General features: G+C 63.2%; 18 protein-coding genes. 5 read left to right on the top strand and 13 right to left on the bottom strand.

Annotated features, from left to right (window positions below; genetic code table 11):
* Positions 1–329: 329 nt before the first annotated feature.
* The 9 genes from rplI to BI344_RS14795 form a co-directional block, all read right to left on the bottom strand.
* Positions 330–779, bottom strand: coding sequence for a 50S ribosomal protein L9 (gene rplI, locus BI344_RS14835; protein ID WP_071113661.1), 450 nt, complete (start codon positions 777–779; stop codon positions 330–332).
* A gap of 21 nt (positions 780–800) precedes the next feature.
* A complete protein-coding gene (rpsR, locus tag BI344_RS14830) occupies positions 801–1,028 on the bottom strand; it encodes a 30S ribosomal protein S18 (protein WP_011137185.1) in 228 nt (75 codons plus the stop codon).
* Between the two features lie 5 nt (positions 1,029–1,033).
* Complete coding sequence (gene priB, locus BI344_RS14825; protein WP_021476674.1) at positions 1,034–1,333, bottom strand: primosomal replication protein N; 300 nt, start codon at positions 1,331–1,333, stop codon at positions 1,034–1,036.
* Between the two features lie 18 nt (positions 1,334–1,351).
* The gene (gene rpsF, locus BI344_RS14820) at positions 1,352–1,729 is read right to left on the bottom strand and encodes a 30S ribosomal protein S6 (protein ID WP_071113660.1); all 378 of its coding nucleotides are present in this window, start codon (positions 1,727–1,729) and stop codon (positions 1,352–1,354) included.
* Between the two features lie 156 nt (positions 1,730–1,885).
* A complete protein-coding gene (locus BI344_RS14815; RefSeq protein ID WP_071113659.1) occupies positions 1,886–2,188 on the bottom strand; it encodes a hypothetical protein in 303 nt (100 codons plus the stop codon).
* Between the two features lie 49 nt (positions 2,189–2,237).
* Positions 2,238–2,624 (bottom strand): hypothetical protein, encoded by a 387-nt coding sequence (locus BI344_RS24040; protein ID WP_139167037.1) that lies wholly within the window; start codon positions 2,622–2,624, stop codon positions 2,238–2,240.
* Between the two features lie 10 nt (positions 2,625–2,634).
* On the bottom strand, positions 2,635–2,961 hold the full coding sequence (locus BI344_RS14805) for a metal-sensitive transcriptional regulator (protein WP_071113657.1): 327 nt from the start codon (positions 2,959–2,961) through the stop codon (positions 2,635–2,637).
* Between the two features lie 59 nt (positions 2,962–3,020).
* The gene (locus BI344_RS14800) at positions 3,021–4,499 is read right to left on the bottom strand and encodes a multicopper oxidase family protein (protein ID WP_071113656.1); all 1,479 of its coding nucleotides are present in this window, start codon (positions 4,497–4,499) and stop codon (positions 3,021–3,023) included.
* Positions 4,500–4,634: 135 nt separating this feature from the next.
* Positions 4,635–5,426 carry an inositol monophosphatase family protein gene (locus BI344_RS14795; protein ID WP_071113655.1) on the bottom strand — a complete coding sequence of 264 codons (792 nt, stop codon included), beginning with the start codon at positions 5,424–5,426 and terminating at the stop codon, positions 4,635–4,637.
* Between the two features lie 147 nt (positions 5,427–5,573).
* Between BI344_RS14795 and BI344_RS14790 the strand changes: the two genes are divergently transcribed.
* The gene (locus tag BI344_RS14790; RefSeq protein ID WP_071113654.1) at positions 5,574–6,338 is read left to right on the top strand and encodes an RNA methyltransferase; all 765 of its coding nucleotides are present in this window, start codon (positions 5,574–5,576) and stop codon (positions 6,336–6,338) included.
* Positions 6,328–7,239, top strand: coding sequence for a DUF1853 family protein (locus BI344_RS14785; protein WP_083338713.1), 912 nt, complete (start codon positions 6,328–6,330; stop codon positions 7,237–7,239). The genes BI344_RS14790 and BI344_RS14785 overlap by 11 nt, the downstream gene beginning before the upstream one ends.
* Before the next feature lie 50 nt (positions 7,240–7,289).
* Here BI344_RS14785 and fnr read toward each other — a convergent pair whose 3' ends face one another.
* Positions 7,290–8,036, bottom strand: coding sequence for a fumarate/nitrate reduction transcriptional regulator Fnr (gene fnr / locus BI344_RS14780; RefSeq protein ID WP_071113653.1), 747 nt, complete (start codon positions 8,034–8,036; stop codon positions 7,290–7,292).
* A gap of 106 nt (positions 8,037–8,142) precedes the next feature.
* On the opposite strand from fnr, the gene hemN reads away from it, so the two are divergent.
* Together hemN and BI344_RS14770 are read left to right on the top strand one after the other, a co-directional pair.
* On the top strand, positions 8,143–9,549 hold the full coding sequence (gene hemN, locus BI344_RS14775; RefSeq protein ID WP_071113652.1) for an oxygen-independent coproporphyrinogen III oxidase: 1,407 nt from the start codon (positions 8,143–8,145) through the stop codon (positions 9,547–9,549).
* Between the two features lie 206 nt (positions 9,550–9,755).
* Positions 9,756–11,771 (top strand): methyl-accepting chemotaxis protein, encoded by a 2,016-nt coding sequence (locus BI344_RS14770; RefSeq protein ID WP_071113651.1) that lies wholly within the window; start codon positions 9,756–9,758, stop codon positions 11,769–11,771.
* A 388-nt stretch (positions 11,772–12,159) separates the two neighbouring features.
* Here the strand turns inward: BI344_RS14770 and BI344_RS14765 are convergent, their stop codons facing one another.
* Entirely contained in the window at positions 12,160–13,575 is a 1,416-nt protein-coding gene (locus BI344_RS14765; RefSeq protein WP_071113650.1) for an alanine/glycine:cation symporter family protein, read from the bottom strand.
* Positions 13,576–14,109: 534 nt separating this feature from the next.
* Here BI344_RS14765 and BI344_RS14760 point away from each other — a divergent pair.
* The gene (locus BI344_RS14760; protein WP_083370229.1) at positions 14,110–14,838 is read left to right on the top strand and encodes a substrate-binding periplasmic protein; all 729 of its coding nucleotides are present in this window, start codon (positions 14,110–14,112) and stop codon (positions 14,836–14,838) included.
* 7 nt (positions 14,839–14,845) lie between these two features.
* Here the strand turns inward: BI344_RS14760 and ugpQ are convergent, their stop codons facing one another.
* Together ugpQ and BI344_RS14750 are read right to left on the bottom strand one after the other, a co-directional pair.
* The gene (ugpQ, locus tag BI344_RS14755) at positions 14,846–15,595 is read right to left on the bottom strand and encodes a glycerophosphodiester phosphodiesterase (protein WP_071113649.1); all 750 of its coding nucleotides are present in this window, start codon (positions 15,593–15,595) and stop codon (positions 14,846–14,848) included.
* Entirely contained in the window at positions 15,561–16,664 is a 1,104-nt protein-coding gene (locus BI344_RS14750) for a sn-glycerol-3-phosphate import ATP-binding protein UgpC (protein WP_071113648.1), read from the bottom strand. The genes ugpQ and BI344_RS14750 overlap by 35 nt, the downstream gene beginning before the upstream one ends.
* Positions 16,665–16,668: the final 4 nt, after the last annotated feature.

Here is a 16,668-nt window from a genome sequence, read left to right as displayed (position 1 = left end):
TGGATTGCAGGCCTTATTGTCGCAATATCGCAACGCAGACAGATTGTCCCAGATCAGCCGGAACCGCAATCCGCCGGCTGCATGCCAACTTCCCAGCCGCCGTGGCCGGTATCGCTCCAAGGCCGCCGCGATTCCCAGATAGCGGCGCCCAGCCGTCGGCTCCTGGCGCGACAGCCTTCCGTCCAAGCGGCGTCCGGCGCAAAGCCGGGCCGAAATACATCCTCCTCAGCTCGCGCACGCCGTAGTTGCCCCACCCAACCCGCTGGACGCCGAACGTGAAAAAGCCCGCTCGAAAGCGGGCTTTTCTTGAAGCCTTCCTGAATCAGGAATTAGGCTTCGGCAACTACGACAACCTTGATCGGGCTGACCACGTCGTGGTGCAGAGCGATTTCGATGTCGTATTCGCCGATGGCCTTGAACGGGCCGTTCGGCAAGCGGACTTCGAAACGCTTGATGGCCACGCCGAACGCGGTCACGGCTTCAGCCACGTCCACATTGGTCACCGAGCCGAACAGGCGGCCGTCAACACCTGCTTTTTGAGCGATGGTGATAACAGCGTCAACCAGCTTTTCAGCGCGGACCTTGGCATCGGCCAGGATCTCTGCTTGCTTGGCTTCGAGGTCGGCGCGGCGAGCTTCGAACTCTTTCAGGTTGTTTTCGGTTGCGCGCTTGGCTTTGCCTTGCGGGATCAGGAAGTTACGGGCAAAGCCGTTCTTCACGTTGACCACATCACCCAGTTGACCCAGGTTGGCAACTTTTTCGAGCAGAATGATTTGCATCTCTAAGTTCCTTTCCCGGTCTTAGTGCTGGTCGGTGTACGGCAGGAAAGCCAGGAAGCGAGCACGCTTGATAGCGGTGGTCAGCTGACGCTGGTAGCGAGCCTTGGTACCGGTGATACGAGCCGGGATGATTTTGCCGTTTTCGGCGATGAAATCTTTCAGGAGATCAACGGATTTGTAGTCGATTTCCTTGATGCCTTCCGCCGTGAAGCGGCAGAACTTCTTGCGCTTGAAGAGTTGACGAGCCATTTTGACTAACCTTTTACAAATTCAACATATTCGATATTGAGTACCAACCGTGGATTGCGCAGACTGCGCTGACCGAGAAATCCGGTGACGTTGATCACCTGTCCCGCCAGTTTCCCGGAATGTTTCCGGGCGTCGTCGCCTATCCACACGGCCTGTATATCGCAGGCCACATCGCGTTCGAATCCGCCAGCTGTCTGTCTAGACTGATGCTTGAGCCACATTTCCACTACCGGCAAGCCGGCGGGCGTGTACCTCAAAGCATCCTCGCGCTCAACCGTGACGGTCAGTACCAGACGGTTCTGCAAGTCCGCTACCTCTGCCGATTAGGCAGAAGCTTCGGCCTCGGCTGCCGGCTGCTGGGAATCCAGCAGGTTTTTGGCCTTTTCGTCCTTCATCATCGGGGATGCATCGCTGATAGCGCGGTCCATCTTGATGGTGAGGTGACGCAGAACAGCGTCGTTGAACTTGAAGGCGTGCTCGATCTCGGCCAGGGCTTCCGGCTGGCACTCGACGTTCATCAGAACGTAGTGAGCCTTGTGCAGCTTCTGGATCGGGTAAGCCAGTTGACGACGGCCCCAATCTTCCAGACGATGGATCTTGCCTTCAGCGGCCAGAACCATACCCTTGTAGCGTTCGATCATGGCCGGGACCTGTTCGGACTGGTCCGGGTGCACGATGAACACGATTTCGTAATGGCGCATGTGAACTCCTTTTGGCTATTCGTAGCCTTTTGCCATGCGATTGCAAAAGGCAAGGTAGTAAACCGCAGCATTCTACGCACTTTGCCGCGGCCAGGCAAACTTTAAGCGCGACTTTTCAGCGACTTCGCCGCGCCGAGCCGGCAAAACGCGGCGATTTTACAACTTCTTGCTGCGCTTGATGTTCACCACCACGCCGTCACGCAGCGTGACGATGGTGGTGTAGGGAATATTGCCGTTCGCCAGCCAGGACAGCTGGCGAGTGGTGGAAACGGTGGCGATGCCGCTGGCCACGCCGCCCTGATTGCTGTCGCTGCCATAGTCGGGCCTGCCGGCGGTGGACACCAGCTCCGCCTCCAGCATGCCATTGTGCAGCTTGATGAAGGTTTCAAACGGGATCGGTTCGGCGTGTGCGACGCCGGCCACTAGCAACAAGATCAATGCAACGAATCGCGTGGTCATTCGCTTTCTCCTGAAACTAATGCATGGTCAGATGCGAAACTTTTCCAGCCTACTGCGAATATCCTTGGACAAAAAAGGAAGTGATATCGCCCTTTTCTCTCCCAAGAATCGGTGCCTGCAATATGCCCGCATCCTGCAACTCAACCGACAGCTGATCGTGTGGATAAAGATAGAACCGCTCTTGGTCTCGGAAAGCAATATGGATGCTCTTGCCACAATACTTGCGATCGAAAGCCATACGCCCCTTCAGTTGCACTTTGAGGACAGTGCGGCCATCGACATGGCAGGCGATGAAGTCGGCTCCTTGCCAGTCATCCGTCAGGCGCAGGCAGTTGAAGCCATAATCAGCTAGCACAGCCGCCAACTTCTGAAAATTGTAGTTTTCCTGCTGCCGCGCATTCAATTGACGATATTCGACACGCTGCCAAGCCGGCATAGCCTACTCTTTAGCGCACCTTCTTCACCACGTCTATCAGCTCGGTCACCATGCCGGTGGCGTCGCCCTGCTGCAACGCGCGCGCCACGCAGCCCTTCATATGATTTTCCAGCAATTGCAGCGCCACCGCGTCCATCGCCGACTTCACCGCCGCCACCTGGGTCAGCACGTCCACGCAATAGCGGTCGGAATCTATCATCCCGCTGATGCCGCGCACCTGGCCCTCTATGCGCGCCAGCCGTTTGAGCAGCGCCGCCTTGCCCGGCTGCACCACCGTGCGCTCGCCGGCCGGCGGCTCGTGACAGCAATCATCGTGTGGGTGGCGGGTATCGGTCATGGCTTGTCCTGGATTATCAATATCGGCATTATCGCGCATCCGGCGGCAGCGTGCCCGGACTAGGCTCTGACATCCAACACGCCCATCATGCCGGCGTCCTCGTGTTCCAGGATGTGGCAGTGGAACATGCGCGCCCCCGCCATCTCCTGGCGGAAACGCAGCCTCACCTTCTGTTCCGGCGGCACATTGACCACGTCGCGCCAGGCGAGATAGGGCTCGTCCCGCCATCCCCTACCGTCGTGGCGCGCCACCACCTGGAACTGGGTGCCGTGCAGGTGGAAGGGGTGGTCCATATCGGCCTGGTTGTCCACTTCCCATTCCTCCACCTGCCCGGCCTTGCCGACGAAGTCCACCCGGTCCATATCGAAAATCTTGCCGTTGATCAGGAACATCGCCGCCGGATTGGCCATGTCCTCGCTGAACACCACCCGGCGCTTCACCTGCGGCAACCCCAGCGCCTCGATGCGGCGCAGCCTGGCTGGCAAGGGCGCGGCGACGGCATCCGCCCCGCGCTCCAGCGCCAACAGCGGCAAGGCGCTCTCCTGCTCCAGCCCCATCATCTTGCCGCGCGCATAAGGCAAGGCCAGCAGGCCGGCCGGCTTGCCGACCGCGAAGCGTCCGGTCACCACCAGTTCGGCGCGCGCGCCCGGCGGCAGCAACAGGCTGTCCAGCGGGCGCGGGCTGGCGATCAAACCGCCATCGGTTCCGACAAGATGCACCTCATGCGCCGGCAGCGCCAACCGCAGCACCCGAGCGCTGGTGGCGTTCCAGACGCGCCAGCGCTGGCGCTCGCCCATACCCAGGGTCAATTTCGGCCGCCAAGCGCCATTGACCAGCACGAACTGCCCCTCCCTGCCGTCCATAAGGTCGGCGTCGCTGCTACCGGCGATCTGCCCGCCATCGTCCAGCTTCAGGTCAGACAGCAGCAGCCACTGCTCGGGCAGATGGGCCAGCGGATCATCGCGGCGCCGCACCACGAACACTCCGGCCAGGCCGCGATACACCTGCTCGGCGGTGTGGCCATGCGGGTGCGGGTGATACCAGTAGCTGCCGGCGGAATCAGGCGGCAAAGTGAAATGGTAGTCGCGGCCCTGGCCGGCGGGCACCGCGTCGTGCGGATTGCCGTCCTGGTCGGCCGGAATCGGCAGGCCGTGCCAATGCACAGTGGTCGCTTGCGGCAGGCGGTTGTCGAAACGCAGGCTGAGCGACTCGCCCTCGTACAGCTCGATCGCCGGCCCCGGCACGCTGTCGTTGTAGGCCCAGAAAGCGGTGGCGGCCTTGCCGGGCAGCAAAGGCAGGTTCAGCGGCGCGGCGGTCAGGCAGCCTTGCAGCGCGCCGTTCTTCAGCTCCAGCGGCAGCCGCCTCAAGGCCGGCAGGGATGCACCGCGTCCCAAACCCAGGCTGGCCGGATCGGGCATGCCGCCGGCCAGTTGCGACCCACCGTGTCCGGCATCGGAGGACGCGGCCAGCGCCGGCCGGCCCAGCCAGGAAGTCAGGGCCAGCGCGGCCCCCCATTGCATCACTTGACGACGTTGCATCTCAGACTCCATAGATACCCCACACAGGTATATTGAAGCCTAGAGCGCGGCCGCTGGCAACGGTTCCGCGCGCCAATGAAAAAACGGCAAGCCTGAGCTTGCCGTTTTTCTGATGAAAGGCTTGATTGCTTGCGATTACTTGGCGACGTGCGGGGTCAGGATGTGCAACAGCTGGGCCAGCACTTTCGGGCTGGCGGCGACGATGTCGCCGGATTCCAGCCAGCCTTGCTCGCCGGTGAAGTCGGTGACGATGCCGCCCGCCTCCTGCACGATCAGGCTGCCGGCAGCGATGTCCCACGGCTTCAGGTTCAGTTCGAAGAAGCCCTCAACGCGGCCGCAGGCCACATTGCACAGGTCCAGCGCCGCGGCGCCTTCGCGGCGCACGCCGGCGGTCTTGGCGATCACGTCCTTCAGCATGCCCATGTATTGATCGAGATAGCTCTGGTCGGACACCGGGAAGCCGGTGGAGATCACGCACTCGTTCATCATGAAGCGCTTGGAAACGCGGATGCGGCGGTCGTTGAGGAAGGAACCCACGCCGCGCGAGGCGGTGAACAGATCGTTGCGGCTTGGATCGTAGACTACCGCCTGCTGCACCTGGCCCCTGTGCGCCAGCGCGATGGAGATCGCGTACTGCTGGTGGCCGTGCAGGAAGTTGGTGGTGCCGTCGATGGGGTCGATGATCCACTCGTATTCGGAGGAACCGACGCCTTTGGCGCCCGACTCTTCTGCTAGAATCGCGTGTTTCGGGTAGGCCTCGAGGATGGTGTGGATGATAGCCTCTTCGGCTGCGCGGTCCACCTCGGTAACGAAGTCGTTGTGTTTCTTCTTCTCTACGCGAATGGTATCGAGGTTGAGCGACGCGCGCTGGATAACACTGCCAGCACGGCGAGCGGCTTTTACCGCGACATTGAGCATCGGATGCATTGACGGCCTCTACACTTGAACAATAGGCAGGCGCGGCGTTCGATCACGCGACGCCTGCTGGTAACAATCTGGGTTAAGGAACAAAAAAACCCGACGCCTGGGCGCGGGCTTTTGATATATGCCCGCTATTTTAATGTGAAACCGCCAATGAATAAACCCCAAGTACCTGATTTTCTGAAAAACATCCGCATCGTGCTGGCCAGGCCCAGCCATCCGGGCAACATCGGCTCGGCCGCGCGCGCGATGAAAACCATGGGGCTGACCCGCCTCTATCTGGTGGAACCCAAGGTGTTTCCCAGCGACGAAGCCAACGCGCTGGCCTCCGGCGCGGTGGATGTGCTGGAGCGCGCCACCGTGGTGTCCTCGCTGTCCGAGGCGCTTGCCGACGTGACCGTGGCCTGCGCGCTGACCAGCCGCCGCCGCGAGCTGACCACCCCGCTGTCCACCCCGCGCGAAACCACGCCGGAACTGGTGGCGCGCGCGCGCGACGGCGAGCAGGTGGCGCTGGTGTTCGGCAACGAAACCTTCGGCCTATCGATAGAGGAAGTGGAGCAGTGCAACCGCCTGGTCACCATCCCCGGCAATCCGGACTACTTCTCGCTGAACCTGGCGATGGCGGTTCAGGTGATGACCTACGAGCTGTTCAGCCATACCGGCGTCGGCGTGGAATACCTGCGCGCCGACGGTGAAGCCGCCACCCAGGGCGAAGTGGAGGGCCTGTGCGGCCACCTGGAGCAGGCGATGGAGGAGATCGGCTATTTCCGCCGCCGCAACAGCGAGCGGCTGATGCGCCGCATGCGCACCCTGTTCAACCGCTCGGGGCTGCTGCGCGACGAAATCGACATCCTGCGCGGCTTCTTCAAGCAGGTGCAGCGCGCTGCCGACGGCAGCCTGAAACGGGATGAAGACTGAGCCGGATTTCTTCCTGCCCTACGCGCACCCGGCGGTGCGCGATCTCGCCTTTTTGCTGACCTCCCCCTCCCCCTGGCTGTGCGGCGCCGATCTGCCTCCGGAACGGCTGCTGGGTCCGGACGGCGGCGCGCTGCTGCGCCAACTGGACCAGCAGCCGGCGCCCTTGCTGGCCTGGCTGGCCTTCGCCCGCGGCAACAAGCTGGGAAAATATGCCGAAAGACTATTTTCTTTCTGGTTCAGATGGTCGCCACACATACGGATTGCCGCTGAAAACCTCAACGTCATCAACAGCACGCGCCGCACGCTGGGCGAGTTCGACTTCCTGCTGTGGCTGGACGGCGAGCCCTGGCATCTGGAAACCACCAGCAAATTCTATCTGCAGCTGGACGACGATCCCGCTTCGCTGATCGGCCCCAGCCTGCGCGATGCCTGGCGGCTGAAGGCGACCAAACTCGCCACACAGCTGCAACTGAGCCGCCATCCAGCCGCCGCAGCGCTATTGCCCGATGGTTTCGCCGACTGCCGGATAGGCGCGCGCCTGACCGGCTGGTTCTTTTACGCCGCCGGCCGGCCGCTACCACCCCTGCTGGCCCGCGGGCAATTGCGCGGCTGGTACGCGCCGCTGGAACAGGATTGGCCGCAAGCGCAGCCAGGCTCGCGCTGGGCCTGGCTGCCGCGCCTGTCCTGGCTGGCGCCGGCGCTGCTGGACGAAGGCGACATCCAGCAGCAGGCGGCCCTTCGTGCGCGGCTGCAGGCCAGCCAGGCGCCGCAGCTGGTGGCGGAGCTGCAGCCCGCCGCCGGCGGCTTGTGGCAGGAAGTGGCGCGCGGCTTCGTCACCCCCGACGGCTGGCCCGACCCCGCGCGGCTGGCGGAGCTGCAAAGCAATCTGCCGCAGCCATGAAAAAAGGCAGGCCTGATGGCCTGCCTTTTCATTTCGGTGATACGCCCGGCTCAGTGGCCGCTGGCGTGAATGCAGCCGGCGATCAGGTTTTTCAGATCCTCCACCTTCACCAGCTGGATATGCTTGTGGTCGACGGTGATCCAGCCCTGCTGCTGGAACTTGGACAGCGTGCGGCTGACCGTTTCCAGCTTCAGCCCCAGGAAGCTGCCGATTTCCTCGCGGCTCATGCGCAGGATGAAATCGTTGGCGGCGAAGCCGCGGGTCGACAGCCGCTGCGACAGATTCAGCAGGAAGGCGGCGATGCGCTCTTCCGCCTTCATATTGCCCAGCAGCAGCATCACGTTCTGGTCGCGCACGATCTCGCGGCTCATCAGCCGGTAGAAATGGTGCTGCAGGCTGGGGATGTCGCGGCTCAGCGACTCCATGCGGCCGAACGGCAGCTCGCACACCTCGCTGTCCTCCAGCGCGATGGCGTCGCAGCTGTGGTTGTTGGTGGAGATGCCGTCCAGCCCCATCAACTCGCCCGACATCAAAAAGCCGGTCACCTGCTCACGGCCGTCCTGGCTGGCGACGCAGGTCTTGAAGAAACCGGTGCGCACCGCGTACAGCGACTTGAAGCCCTCGCCGCTGCGGAACAAGTATTCGCCGCGCTTCAGGCGGCGGCTCTGGCGGATCACCGTATCCAGCTGGCTCATCTCCTCGCGGTTGAGTCCGACCGGCAGGCACAGCTCGCGCAGGCTGCAGCTGGAGCAGGATATTTTCAGTGTGTGTAGAGCTGTATGGTTTTGTTCAGACATGCTGTGTTTGCTGCAAGCTGGTGAAGCTTGACCCTCGTCAATGCGGAATTCGCAGGTTTTGCGCAAATTTACCAGTCCACCAGAAGTTTTACCATCCGAATACGACATGAAAACCACCCATCCGTTTTCCCCCGCCCATTTCGAGTTCGACAGAGCACTGATCGAACGCCTGGATGGATCGGGTCCAAGATACACGTCATACCCGACTGCGGATCGCTTTACGCCGGGCTTCTCAGCACATGACTACCAGCACAGGCTGCAGCAGCGCCGGATTGGCGCCAACCGCAAACCTTTATCATTGTACGCTCATATACCATTTTGCAACACAGTTTGTTATTACTGCGCCTGTAACAAGATCATCACCAAAAACAAGGGCAAGGCCGACCAGTACCTAGACTACCTGGAGAAGGAGATCCGCTTGGTGGCGGAACAACTGGGCTGTCGGGAAAAAGTGATACAGCTGCACTTTGGCGGCGGCACGCCCACCTTCCTGTCCGACCCGCAGCTGAAACGGCTGATGGCCATGCTAGGCGAGCACTTCGAGTTTCTGAGCGACGGAGAATATTCCATCGAGATCGATCCGCGCAAGGTAAAACGAGAAACCATGTTCAGTTTGGCAGAATATGGCTTCAACCGGATCAGCGTCGGCGTGCAGGATTTCGACCCGGCCGTGCAGCTGGCGGTCAACCGCGTGCAAAGCGAGCAGGAAACCCGGGAGGTGATCGAGGCCGGGCGCGAGGCCGGTATGAAATCGGTCAGCCTGGACCTGATCTACGGCCTGCCGCTGCAAAGCCGCGGCTCCATGCTGCGCACGCTGGAAAAGGCCATCGCCCTCGATCCGGACCGGCTTGCGCTGTACAACTACGCCCACCTGCCGACGGTGTTCATGCCGCAGCGGCGCATCCATGAGGCCGATCTGCCCAGCGCTGGCGCCAAGCTGGACATCCTGCAGAACGCGGTGCAGATGCTGAGCGACGCCGGCTACGTCTTCATCGGCATGGACCACTTCGCCAAACCGGACGACGAACTGGCGGTGGCGCTGCGCCAGGGCCGGCTGCAACGCAACTTCCAGGGTTACTCCACCCATGCCGACTGCGACATGCTGGGCTTCGGCGTATCGTCCATCGGCAAGGTCGGCTCCTGTTACAGCCAGAACGACAAGACACTGGAGGGTTATTACGCCGCGCTGGACCAGGGGCGGCTGCCGGTGGTGCGCGGACTGACGCTGGACAACGACGACGTGCTGCGCCGCACCATCATCCAGGGGCTGATGTGCCGCTTTTCGTTGTCTGTCGAAGCGATCGAAGAGATCCACGGCATCGATTTCGCCCAGTATTTTGCGGCGGAAATGCCACAGATCCGCGATTTCCAGCAACAGGGCCTGTTGTCCTTCGACGGCGACTTCCTGATGGTGGAGCCCAAAGGGCGCTTCCTGATCCGCAACATCGCCATGGTCTTCGACCGCCACCTGCGCGAGCGCCAGACCCACGCCCGCTATTCGAAAACCATCTGACCATTGCCGCCGCCCGAATTGCCGGCGGCGGCGTCTTGCCCCGCTCCACCGCATACACTCCACTCGCACAAGACGGCTTAACGCAAACTGCAAGAATTCCGCTTTGCGCTAAGCAAATTCACTTATACAGTGAACAGCGAGAAACCCCCGTTCGCATGTCTGGAACCAGAACGTTGTAGTCATGGTTGATTCGAAGGAGCCGTTGCATGTCCACCCCCATCGTCAGGCTGATGCAACGCCTGAGCTATCCCCAGCGCTTCGCCCTGATAGGCCTGGTTTTCGCCGCGGCCCTGCTCTATCTGGTGTACGGCCTGTATCACAGCAACCAGGACAATATCGACTCCACCACCAAGGAAAGAGTGGGCGTGGTTTACATGCAGCCGCTGGCCGGCCTTCTGGCCGCGGTCCAGCAGCAGCAGGACTTGGCGGTGCACGCGGCGCTCGGCGACGGACAGGCCAAGAACGCGCTGGCCGCCGGCGCATCGCAGTTGCAGGCGCGGTGGCAGGCGCTGAAAACCGTCAATGAACAACTGGGCGCCGACCTGGCCAGCGGCGATGCCTGGAAGGGCGCCGCGGCGAGCTGGGACAAGCTGCAGGCGCTGGGATCGGCCACGCCGGCGCAACTGATCGCCGGCTACGGCGCGCTCAACGACCAGCTGAACAATCTGATCGGCGTGATCAGCGACAACTCCAACCTGACGCTGGACCCGGACATCGACACCTACTATCTGATGGACGCCGCCACCACCAAGCTGACCAGCGTGCTCATCCATCTGGGCGAAGCCAACGCCATCGCCGCGCTGGCCGAAGCCAACCAGGCGCTGACGCCGGCGCAGCGCGACCGCCTGGTGGAATTGCGCCCGCTGATCGCGGAGGCCGGCGACGGCTTGGGCAGCGACGTCGGCAAGGCCATCGCCTACAACGCCAGCCTGAAAACCGGCCTCAGCGCCCAGGCCGACAAGCTTGCCGCCATCCTGAAAAGCCAGAGCGCCGCGCTGTTCGACGCCGTCGCCGGCAAAAGCGGCGCCGGCGGCCTGAAAGTGGCCGGCCACACCGCGGAAAACGCCCCCGCCATCGCCGACTACATCGCGCTGGAACTCAAGCAACTGGATCAGCTGCTGCAAGCGCGGATAGACCGCACCGCCTGGCAGCGCAACACCTACATCGGCATAGGCATCGCCGCCATGCTGCTGGCCATCTTCCTGTTCCAGCAACTCTATCTGTCCATCACCCTGCAACTGGGCGGAGAGCCGTTCTACGTGCAGCAAGTGGTGGAACAACTGGCCGCCGGCCGGCTGGACACTCAAATCCAGCTGCGCAGGCAGGATAGTCAGAGCCTGCTGGCATCGATACGCCAGATGCGCGACCAGTTGCGCGAAACCGTCGCCCAACTGCTGGATACCTCCAACGAGGTGAACAACGCGGCGGCCCAGATGGCGCAAAGCGCGCGCAGCATCACCACCAGCAGCACCCTGCAGAACGAGGCCGCCTTCAGCATGGCCGCCGCCATCGAGCAACTGAGCGCCAGCCTGACGGTGAGCGCCGAGCAGTCCGAACACGCCAATCAACTGTCGCGCACCGCGGTGGTGCAGTCCACCGCCGGCGACAAGGTGATCAGCGCCACCACCACCAGCATGGACGGCATCGTGCGCGACGTATCCTCGGTATCGGAAACCATCAGCGATCTGAGCCGGCAGTCGGAGTCTATCGTCAGCATCGTCGACGTGATCCGCGACGTGGCCGACCAGACCAATCTGCTGGCGCTCAACGCGGCGATAGAGGCGGCGCGCGCCGGCGAGATGGGCCGCGGCTTCGCGGTGGTGGCCGACGAGGTGCGCAAGCTGGCCGAACGCACCGCGCTGTCCACCACCGAGATCAGCAATATCGTCGCCAGGATCCAGAGCACCGCGCAAAAAGGCAGCGAGAGCATGCAGGTGGGCATGCAGGCCATCATGGACGGCCTGCAGCGCAGCCGCGACGCCGGCTCCAGCATGGCGGGGATACGCCATTGCGTGGACGATGTGCTGGGCAGCATCAACCAGATCATGGTGTCCTTGCAAGAGCAGAGCAGCGCCAGCCAGGTGCTGGCGCAGAATGTGGAGCAGGTATCGCGGATGTCGGAGCAGAACGCCAGCGAGGTCAAGGCCAGCGCCCAGACCGCAGGCGAGTTGCAGGCGATTTCACAGCGGCTGATGGGGCTGGCGAGCCGGTTTACGGTGTAAAGGAAAGCCTAAAGGCCATGCCGCTCACGTAAAACGAAGCCGACGGCATGGCTCACCCAACGCGGGAAAAGCAGTGGATTCCGCTACGCGGAAGATTGTTTTGATGACGGTTCCGCCCGCCGGACGGGCAAGGGAACTGCGCCGCCAGTTTCCTTGCAACCCTAGGCGGCCGCTGCGGCGCGGGAAACCCCGACAAAACAGCCTGGAGCCAGTAGCCGCCGAACTAGCCTTCGGCGTCGAACATGCGGCGGCTTATATCCCCTGGCTCCAGGCTATTTTATCGGCACGCGCCGAAGGGGAAGAGGATGGCGACCAAACCAAGCTCAGTTGCCCACACGCTCAGTGAACAATATTCATGGGTGTCTACAAGCCAACAAGCACCCCCTGGCTACCAAATCCCCTTCTCCACCTTGGCCGCCAGCTCGGGATACCCCTCCACCTTGAATTCCGGCGCCGCCACGCCCGCCTTCAGCTGGCGCTGATAATCGCCCAGCACCACGAAGAAGAAGCGCGACAACAACAGGATGGCCGCCAAGTTGATCAGCGCCATCATACCCATCGCCAGGTCGGCCATGTCCCACACCAGCGGCAGGCTGGCCAGCGCGCCGAACAGCACCATCGCCAGCACCACCAGCCGGAAGGCCAACAGCGCCTTCTTGCTGTTGCGGATGAATTCGACATTGCCCTCGGCGTAGGCGTAGTTGCCCAGGATGGAGGAGAAGGCGAACAGGAACATCGCCACCGCCAGAAAGGAAACGCCTATCGGCCCGAACTGCGACTCTATCGCCTTCTGCGTCAGCGCCACCCCGCTCAGCCCCTGGTCGTGCACGCCGGTCAGCAGGATGATGGCGGCGGTGGCGGTGCAGATCACCATGGTGTCGATGAACACACCGAACATCTGGATCGCGCCCTGGCTGGCCGGATGACGCGAAGTGGCGGTGGCGGCGGCATTGGGCGCCGACCCCATGCCGGCCTCGTTGGAGAACAGGCCGCGCTTGATGCCCAGCATCATCGCCTGGCTCACCGCGTAGCCGGCCACGCCGCCTGCCGCCTGCTCCAGGCCCAGCGCGCTCTTGACGATCAGCATGAACAAGCCAGGCAGCTCAGCCGCGTGGATGGCCAGCACGTAGAGGGCCATCAGCAGGTAGATCAGCGCCATCACCGGCACCAGCCATTCCGCCACCCGCGCCACGGCGCGCACGCCACCGAAGATCACCGGCGCGGTCAACGCCACCAGCGCCAGGCCCACCGCCCACGGCTGCCAGCCCCAGGCGCCCTGGGTGGCAGCGACGATGGAGTTGGCTTGCACCGCGTTGAACACCAGGCCGAAGGCCAGGATCAGACAGAGGGCGAACAACACGCCCAACCAGCGCTGGCCCAGGCCTTTCTGGATGTAGTAAGCCGGGCCGCCGCGGAAGGTGCTGTCGTGGTGGCTGGTCTTGAACAGCTGCGCCAGCGTCGATTCGACGAAGGCGCTGGACATGCCGAGCAAGGCGGTCAGCCACATCCAGAAGACCGCGCCGGGACCGCCGGCGGCGATGGCGATGGCCACCCCGGCGATATTGCCGGTGCCCACCCGACTGGCGAGGCCGGTGGCGAAGGCCTGGAACGGCGAGATGTCGTCCCGGCTGCGGTGGCCGCCGCGGCCGCCCACCATCTCCTGCCAGCCGCGGGAAAACAGCCGCAGCTGCAACAGGCCGGAACGCAGCGTGAAATACAGGCCGACCAGCAGCAGCAGGGCAATCAGGATCTTGCCCCACAGCACGTCGTTGACCGCATTGATCAAAGAATGAAACAACTCCATGGTTCTCCTTGGACGTCTGAGCGAAAGCATCCCCCGCCGGCGGCGCTTGCCGCCGGAACGTGGGATGGGAAGGTTGGAACAGTCCCGGTCTGACGCCGGGATGGTAACGATGCCGTGAGAACCAACACGGGATTCGGTGCGGGCCCCTACCGAATGTCTGCCGCGCAAACGGCGGCGATTGGGTCGAATCTAGCAAAAGAAAGCGATTGCTGGCAATTCATCAAAACTCTCCCTCGCTAAAAACAAAATTCATTGCCCGGCGCCAGCGCTATATAAGGCGACGCAAGACCGGCGCCGACTGGCTTTTGCCAGGCCCGGCCGGACAAGGCATGCGAATGGCAATGTGAAACCATCCCGCAACACGCGCTCTTCTCGGCGGCGCTTCTCGCCCCGACACCGCCCATTTCAAGACAACGGTCGAATACAGGCGAATTAAAGCGAAACCTCATTTATGCTTCAGAGTGATTCAATTGCTACTGCGCCGGCGCTAAGCTGGGAGCCAACGCATCATCGGCAACGGGGGCGACAAGGCGGATGAAAACGATCGGCTATTGGATGACGGCGTTGTGGTGCATGGCCTGCCTGGCGGGCGAACCGTCGTGGCGGCTGGTGGCCGACGCCAGTTTCGAACCGTACAGCTATCTGGACCAGGACGGCCGCACGCCGCAGGGGCTGAACGTGGAACTGGTGAGCGCGGTGATGCGGGAAACCGGCGTGCCGTTCCGCATCAACCTGCTGCCGTGGGAAAGAGTGAAGCTGCAGCTGACGCTGAAAGACGCCGACGCCGGCTTCGTCTTCACTGGCACCGCCGAACGCCGCGCCCAATACGATTTGGTGGGACCGCTGCGCAAGGGGCAAACCGTGTTCATCACCCTGGCTCAGAGCTCGTTGCGCTACTGGCGCGGCCTATACGATCTCAAACCTTATCTGATCGGTCAGGTGCACGGCTACAGCTACGACACCGACTTCGACAAGGCCGACCTCGCGCGCGATCTGCACGCCACCTCGCCGCGCCAGCTGGTGACCATGCTATTGGCCGGCCGAGTGGACGTGATCGTCGGCGACAAGGTGCAGCTGCTGTATTTCCTCCAGCAGTTGCAGGCGGCAAACCAGGTGCGGGTGCTGTCCAAGCCGCTGGTGGAGATGCCGCGCTACGTGGCCTTCGCCAAGGGCGATCCGCGCGCGCGGCAGTTCGAGGCCGCGCTGAAGAAGCTGCAGCAGAACGGCGGGCTGCAGGCCATTCTGCAGCGCTGGCCGCAATAGCCGGCGCTCAGCGCCGCGCCGGCAACAAGTCCAGCCGGTCGGTGCATAGGCTGTCCACGCCCCAGGCCAGCAGGCGCCGGGCGTCGGCGGGATCGTTCACCGTGTAGCACAAGAGCTGGTAGCCGGCCTGCTTGACCTCGCGCGCCAATTCCGCCGTCAGCGCGTGGTGGTCGCAATGCAGCGCAACGCAGTCCAGCTCCGCCAGGATGTCGCGCCAGTTTCCGGGGATATCCTCACACAGGAAGGCGCGCGGCAATGCCGGCGCGGCGGCCTTCGCCGCGCGCAAGGCGTCGATTTCAAACGACGACAGCAAGGGCGGCACCGCCGCGCCTGCCCATAGGCGGGCGGCCTCCAGCGCCACCAGGCGGCCGGTTTCCTCGAATCGTCCCGGGCAGGGCTTGATCTCGATATTCAGCAGCATGTTCTGCGCCAGGCAGTAGCCGGCGACATTGCTCAGCGTCGGCAGCGCCTCGCCAGCGAAGGCCGCGCCCTTCCACCGGCCGGCATCCAGCTGCGACAGCTGGGCCATGGACATGCCGGCGGCCGGGGCCTTGCCGTTGCTGGTGCGGTCCACAGTGTCGTCGTGCAGCAAGAAACAGACATTGTCCGCCGACAATTTCACGTCGCACTCCGCCGCGCGGTAGCCGTAACGGACGCCTTCGCGGAAGCCGGCGATGGTGTTCTCCGGCGCCAGCGTGCCGCCGCCGCGGTGGGCGACGACTTCAGGATACGGCCAGGGCTGCTTGTGCTGCGGCATGTTCAATTCTCCGTTGGGTTTGGGCGTCAAACAGGTGCAGCGCGCCGGCCTGCACCGATAGCTCCAGCCGGCTGCCCGGCTCGGGGCGCTGGCCATGGGCGAGCCGCGCCACCACGTTCTGGCCGGCCATCAGACCGTAGACGTAATTGTCGGCGCCTAGCATTTCCATCGTATCCACCCTGAGGCTGAGCGTCTGGCCGCCGCCGGCCTGCAGGTGTTCGGGGCGGATGCCGACGCGCAACTTGCGGCCAGCGAGGTCTCTGCGCGGCTGCGGCAGCGTCAGGCTGACGCCGCCGTCCAGCGCGACCCGCTCGCCCTGCCCATCCACCTCGCCATCGAACAGATTCATGCCGGGCGAGCCCATGAAGCTGGCGACGAAAGTCGACGCCGGCCGGTCGTAGATCTCGTCCGGCGCGCCTATCTGCTCGATATGGCCCTTGTTCAGCACGATCACCCGGTCGGCCAGCGTCATCGCCTCCACCTGGTCATGGGTGACGTAGAGGCTGGTGGTGGCCAGGCGCCGGTGCAGGCGCTGGATCTCCAGCCGCATCTGGCCGCGCAGTTTGGCGTCCAGATTGGACAGCGGCTCGTCGAACAGGAACACCGCCGGCTCGCGCACGATGGCTCGGCCCATCGCCACGCGCTGGCGCTGGCCGCCGGACAATTCGCGCGGCTTGCGCGCGAGCAGCTGCTCCAGCTCCAGCACCGCCGCCACCTTGCGGACCCGCTCCAGGATATCGGTCTTGGACAGGCCGCGCAGCTTCAGCGCGTAACCCATGTTTTCCGCCACCGTCATATGCGGATACAGCGCGTAGTTCTGGAACACCATCGCGATGTCGCGATCCTTGGGCTCCAGTTGGTTGACCAGCTTGGCGCCGATGCGGATCTCGCCTTCTTCTATGCTTTCCAGCCCCGCCACCATCCTGAGCAAGGTGGACTTGCCGCAGCCGGACGGACCGACTATCACCACGAACTCGCCGTCGGCGATGTCTACCGATATCTCCTCCAGCACCCGCTTGTCGGCGCCGGGATAGCGCTTGCGGATATTGGACAGTTTCAATTGCGCCATCTGG

It is taken from the genome of Chromobacterium sphagni, assembly GCF_001855555.1.
Lineage (GTDB): Bacteria > Pseudomonadota > Gammaproteobacteria > Burkholderiales > Chromobacteriaceae > Chromobacterium > Chromobacterium sphagni.
The sequence above is the reverse complement of the archived record's forward strand: the minus strand, read 5'-3'. Positions and strand labels throughout refer to the sequence as shown.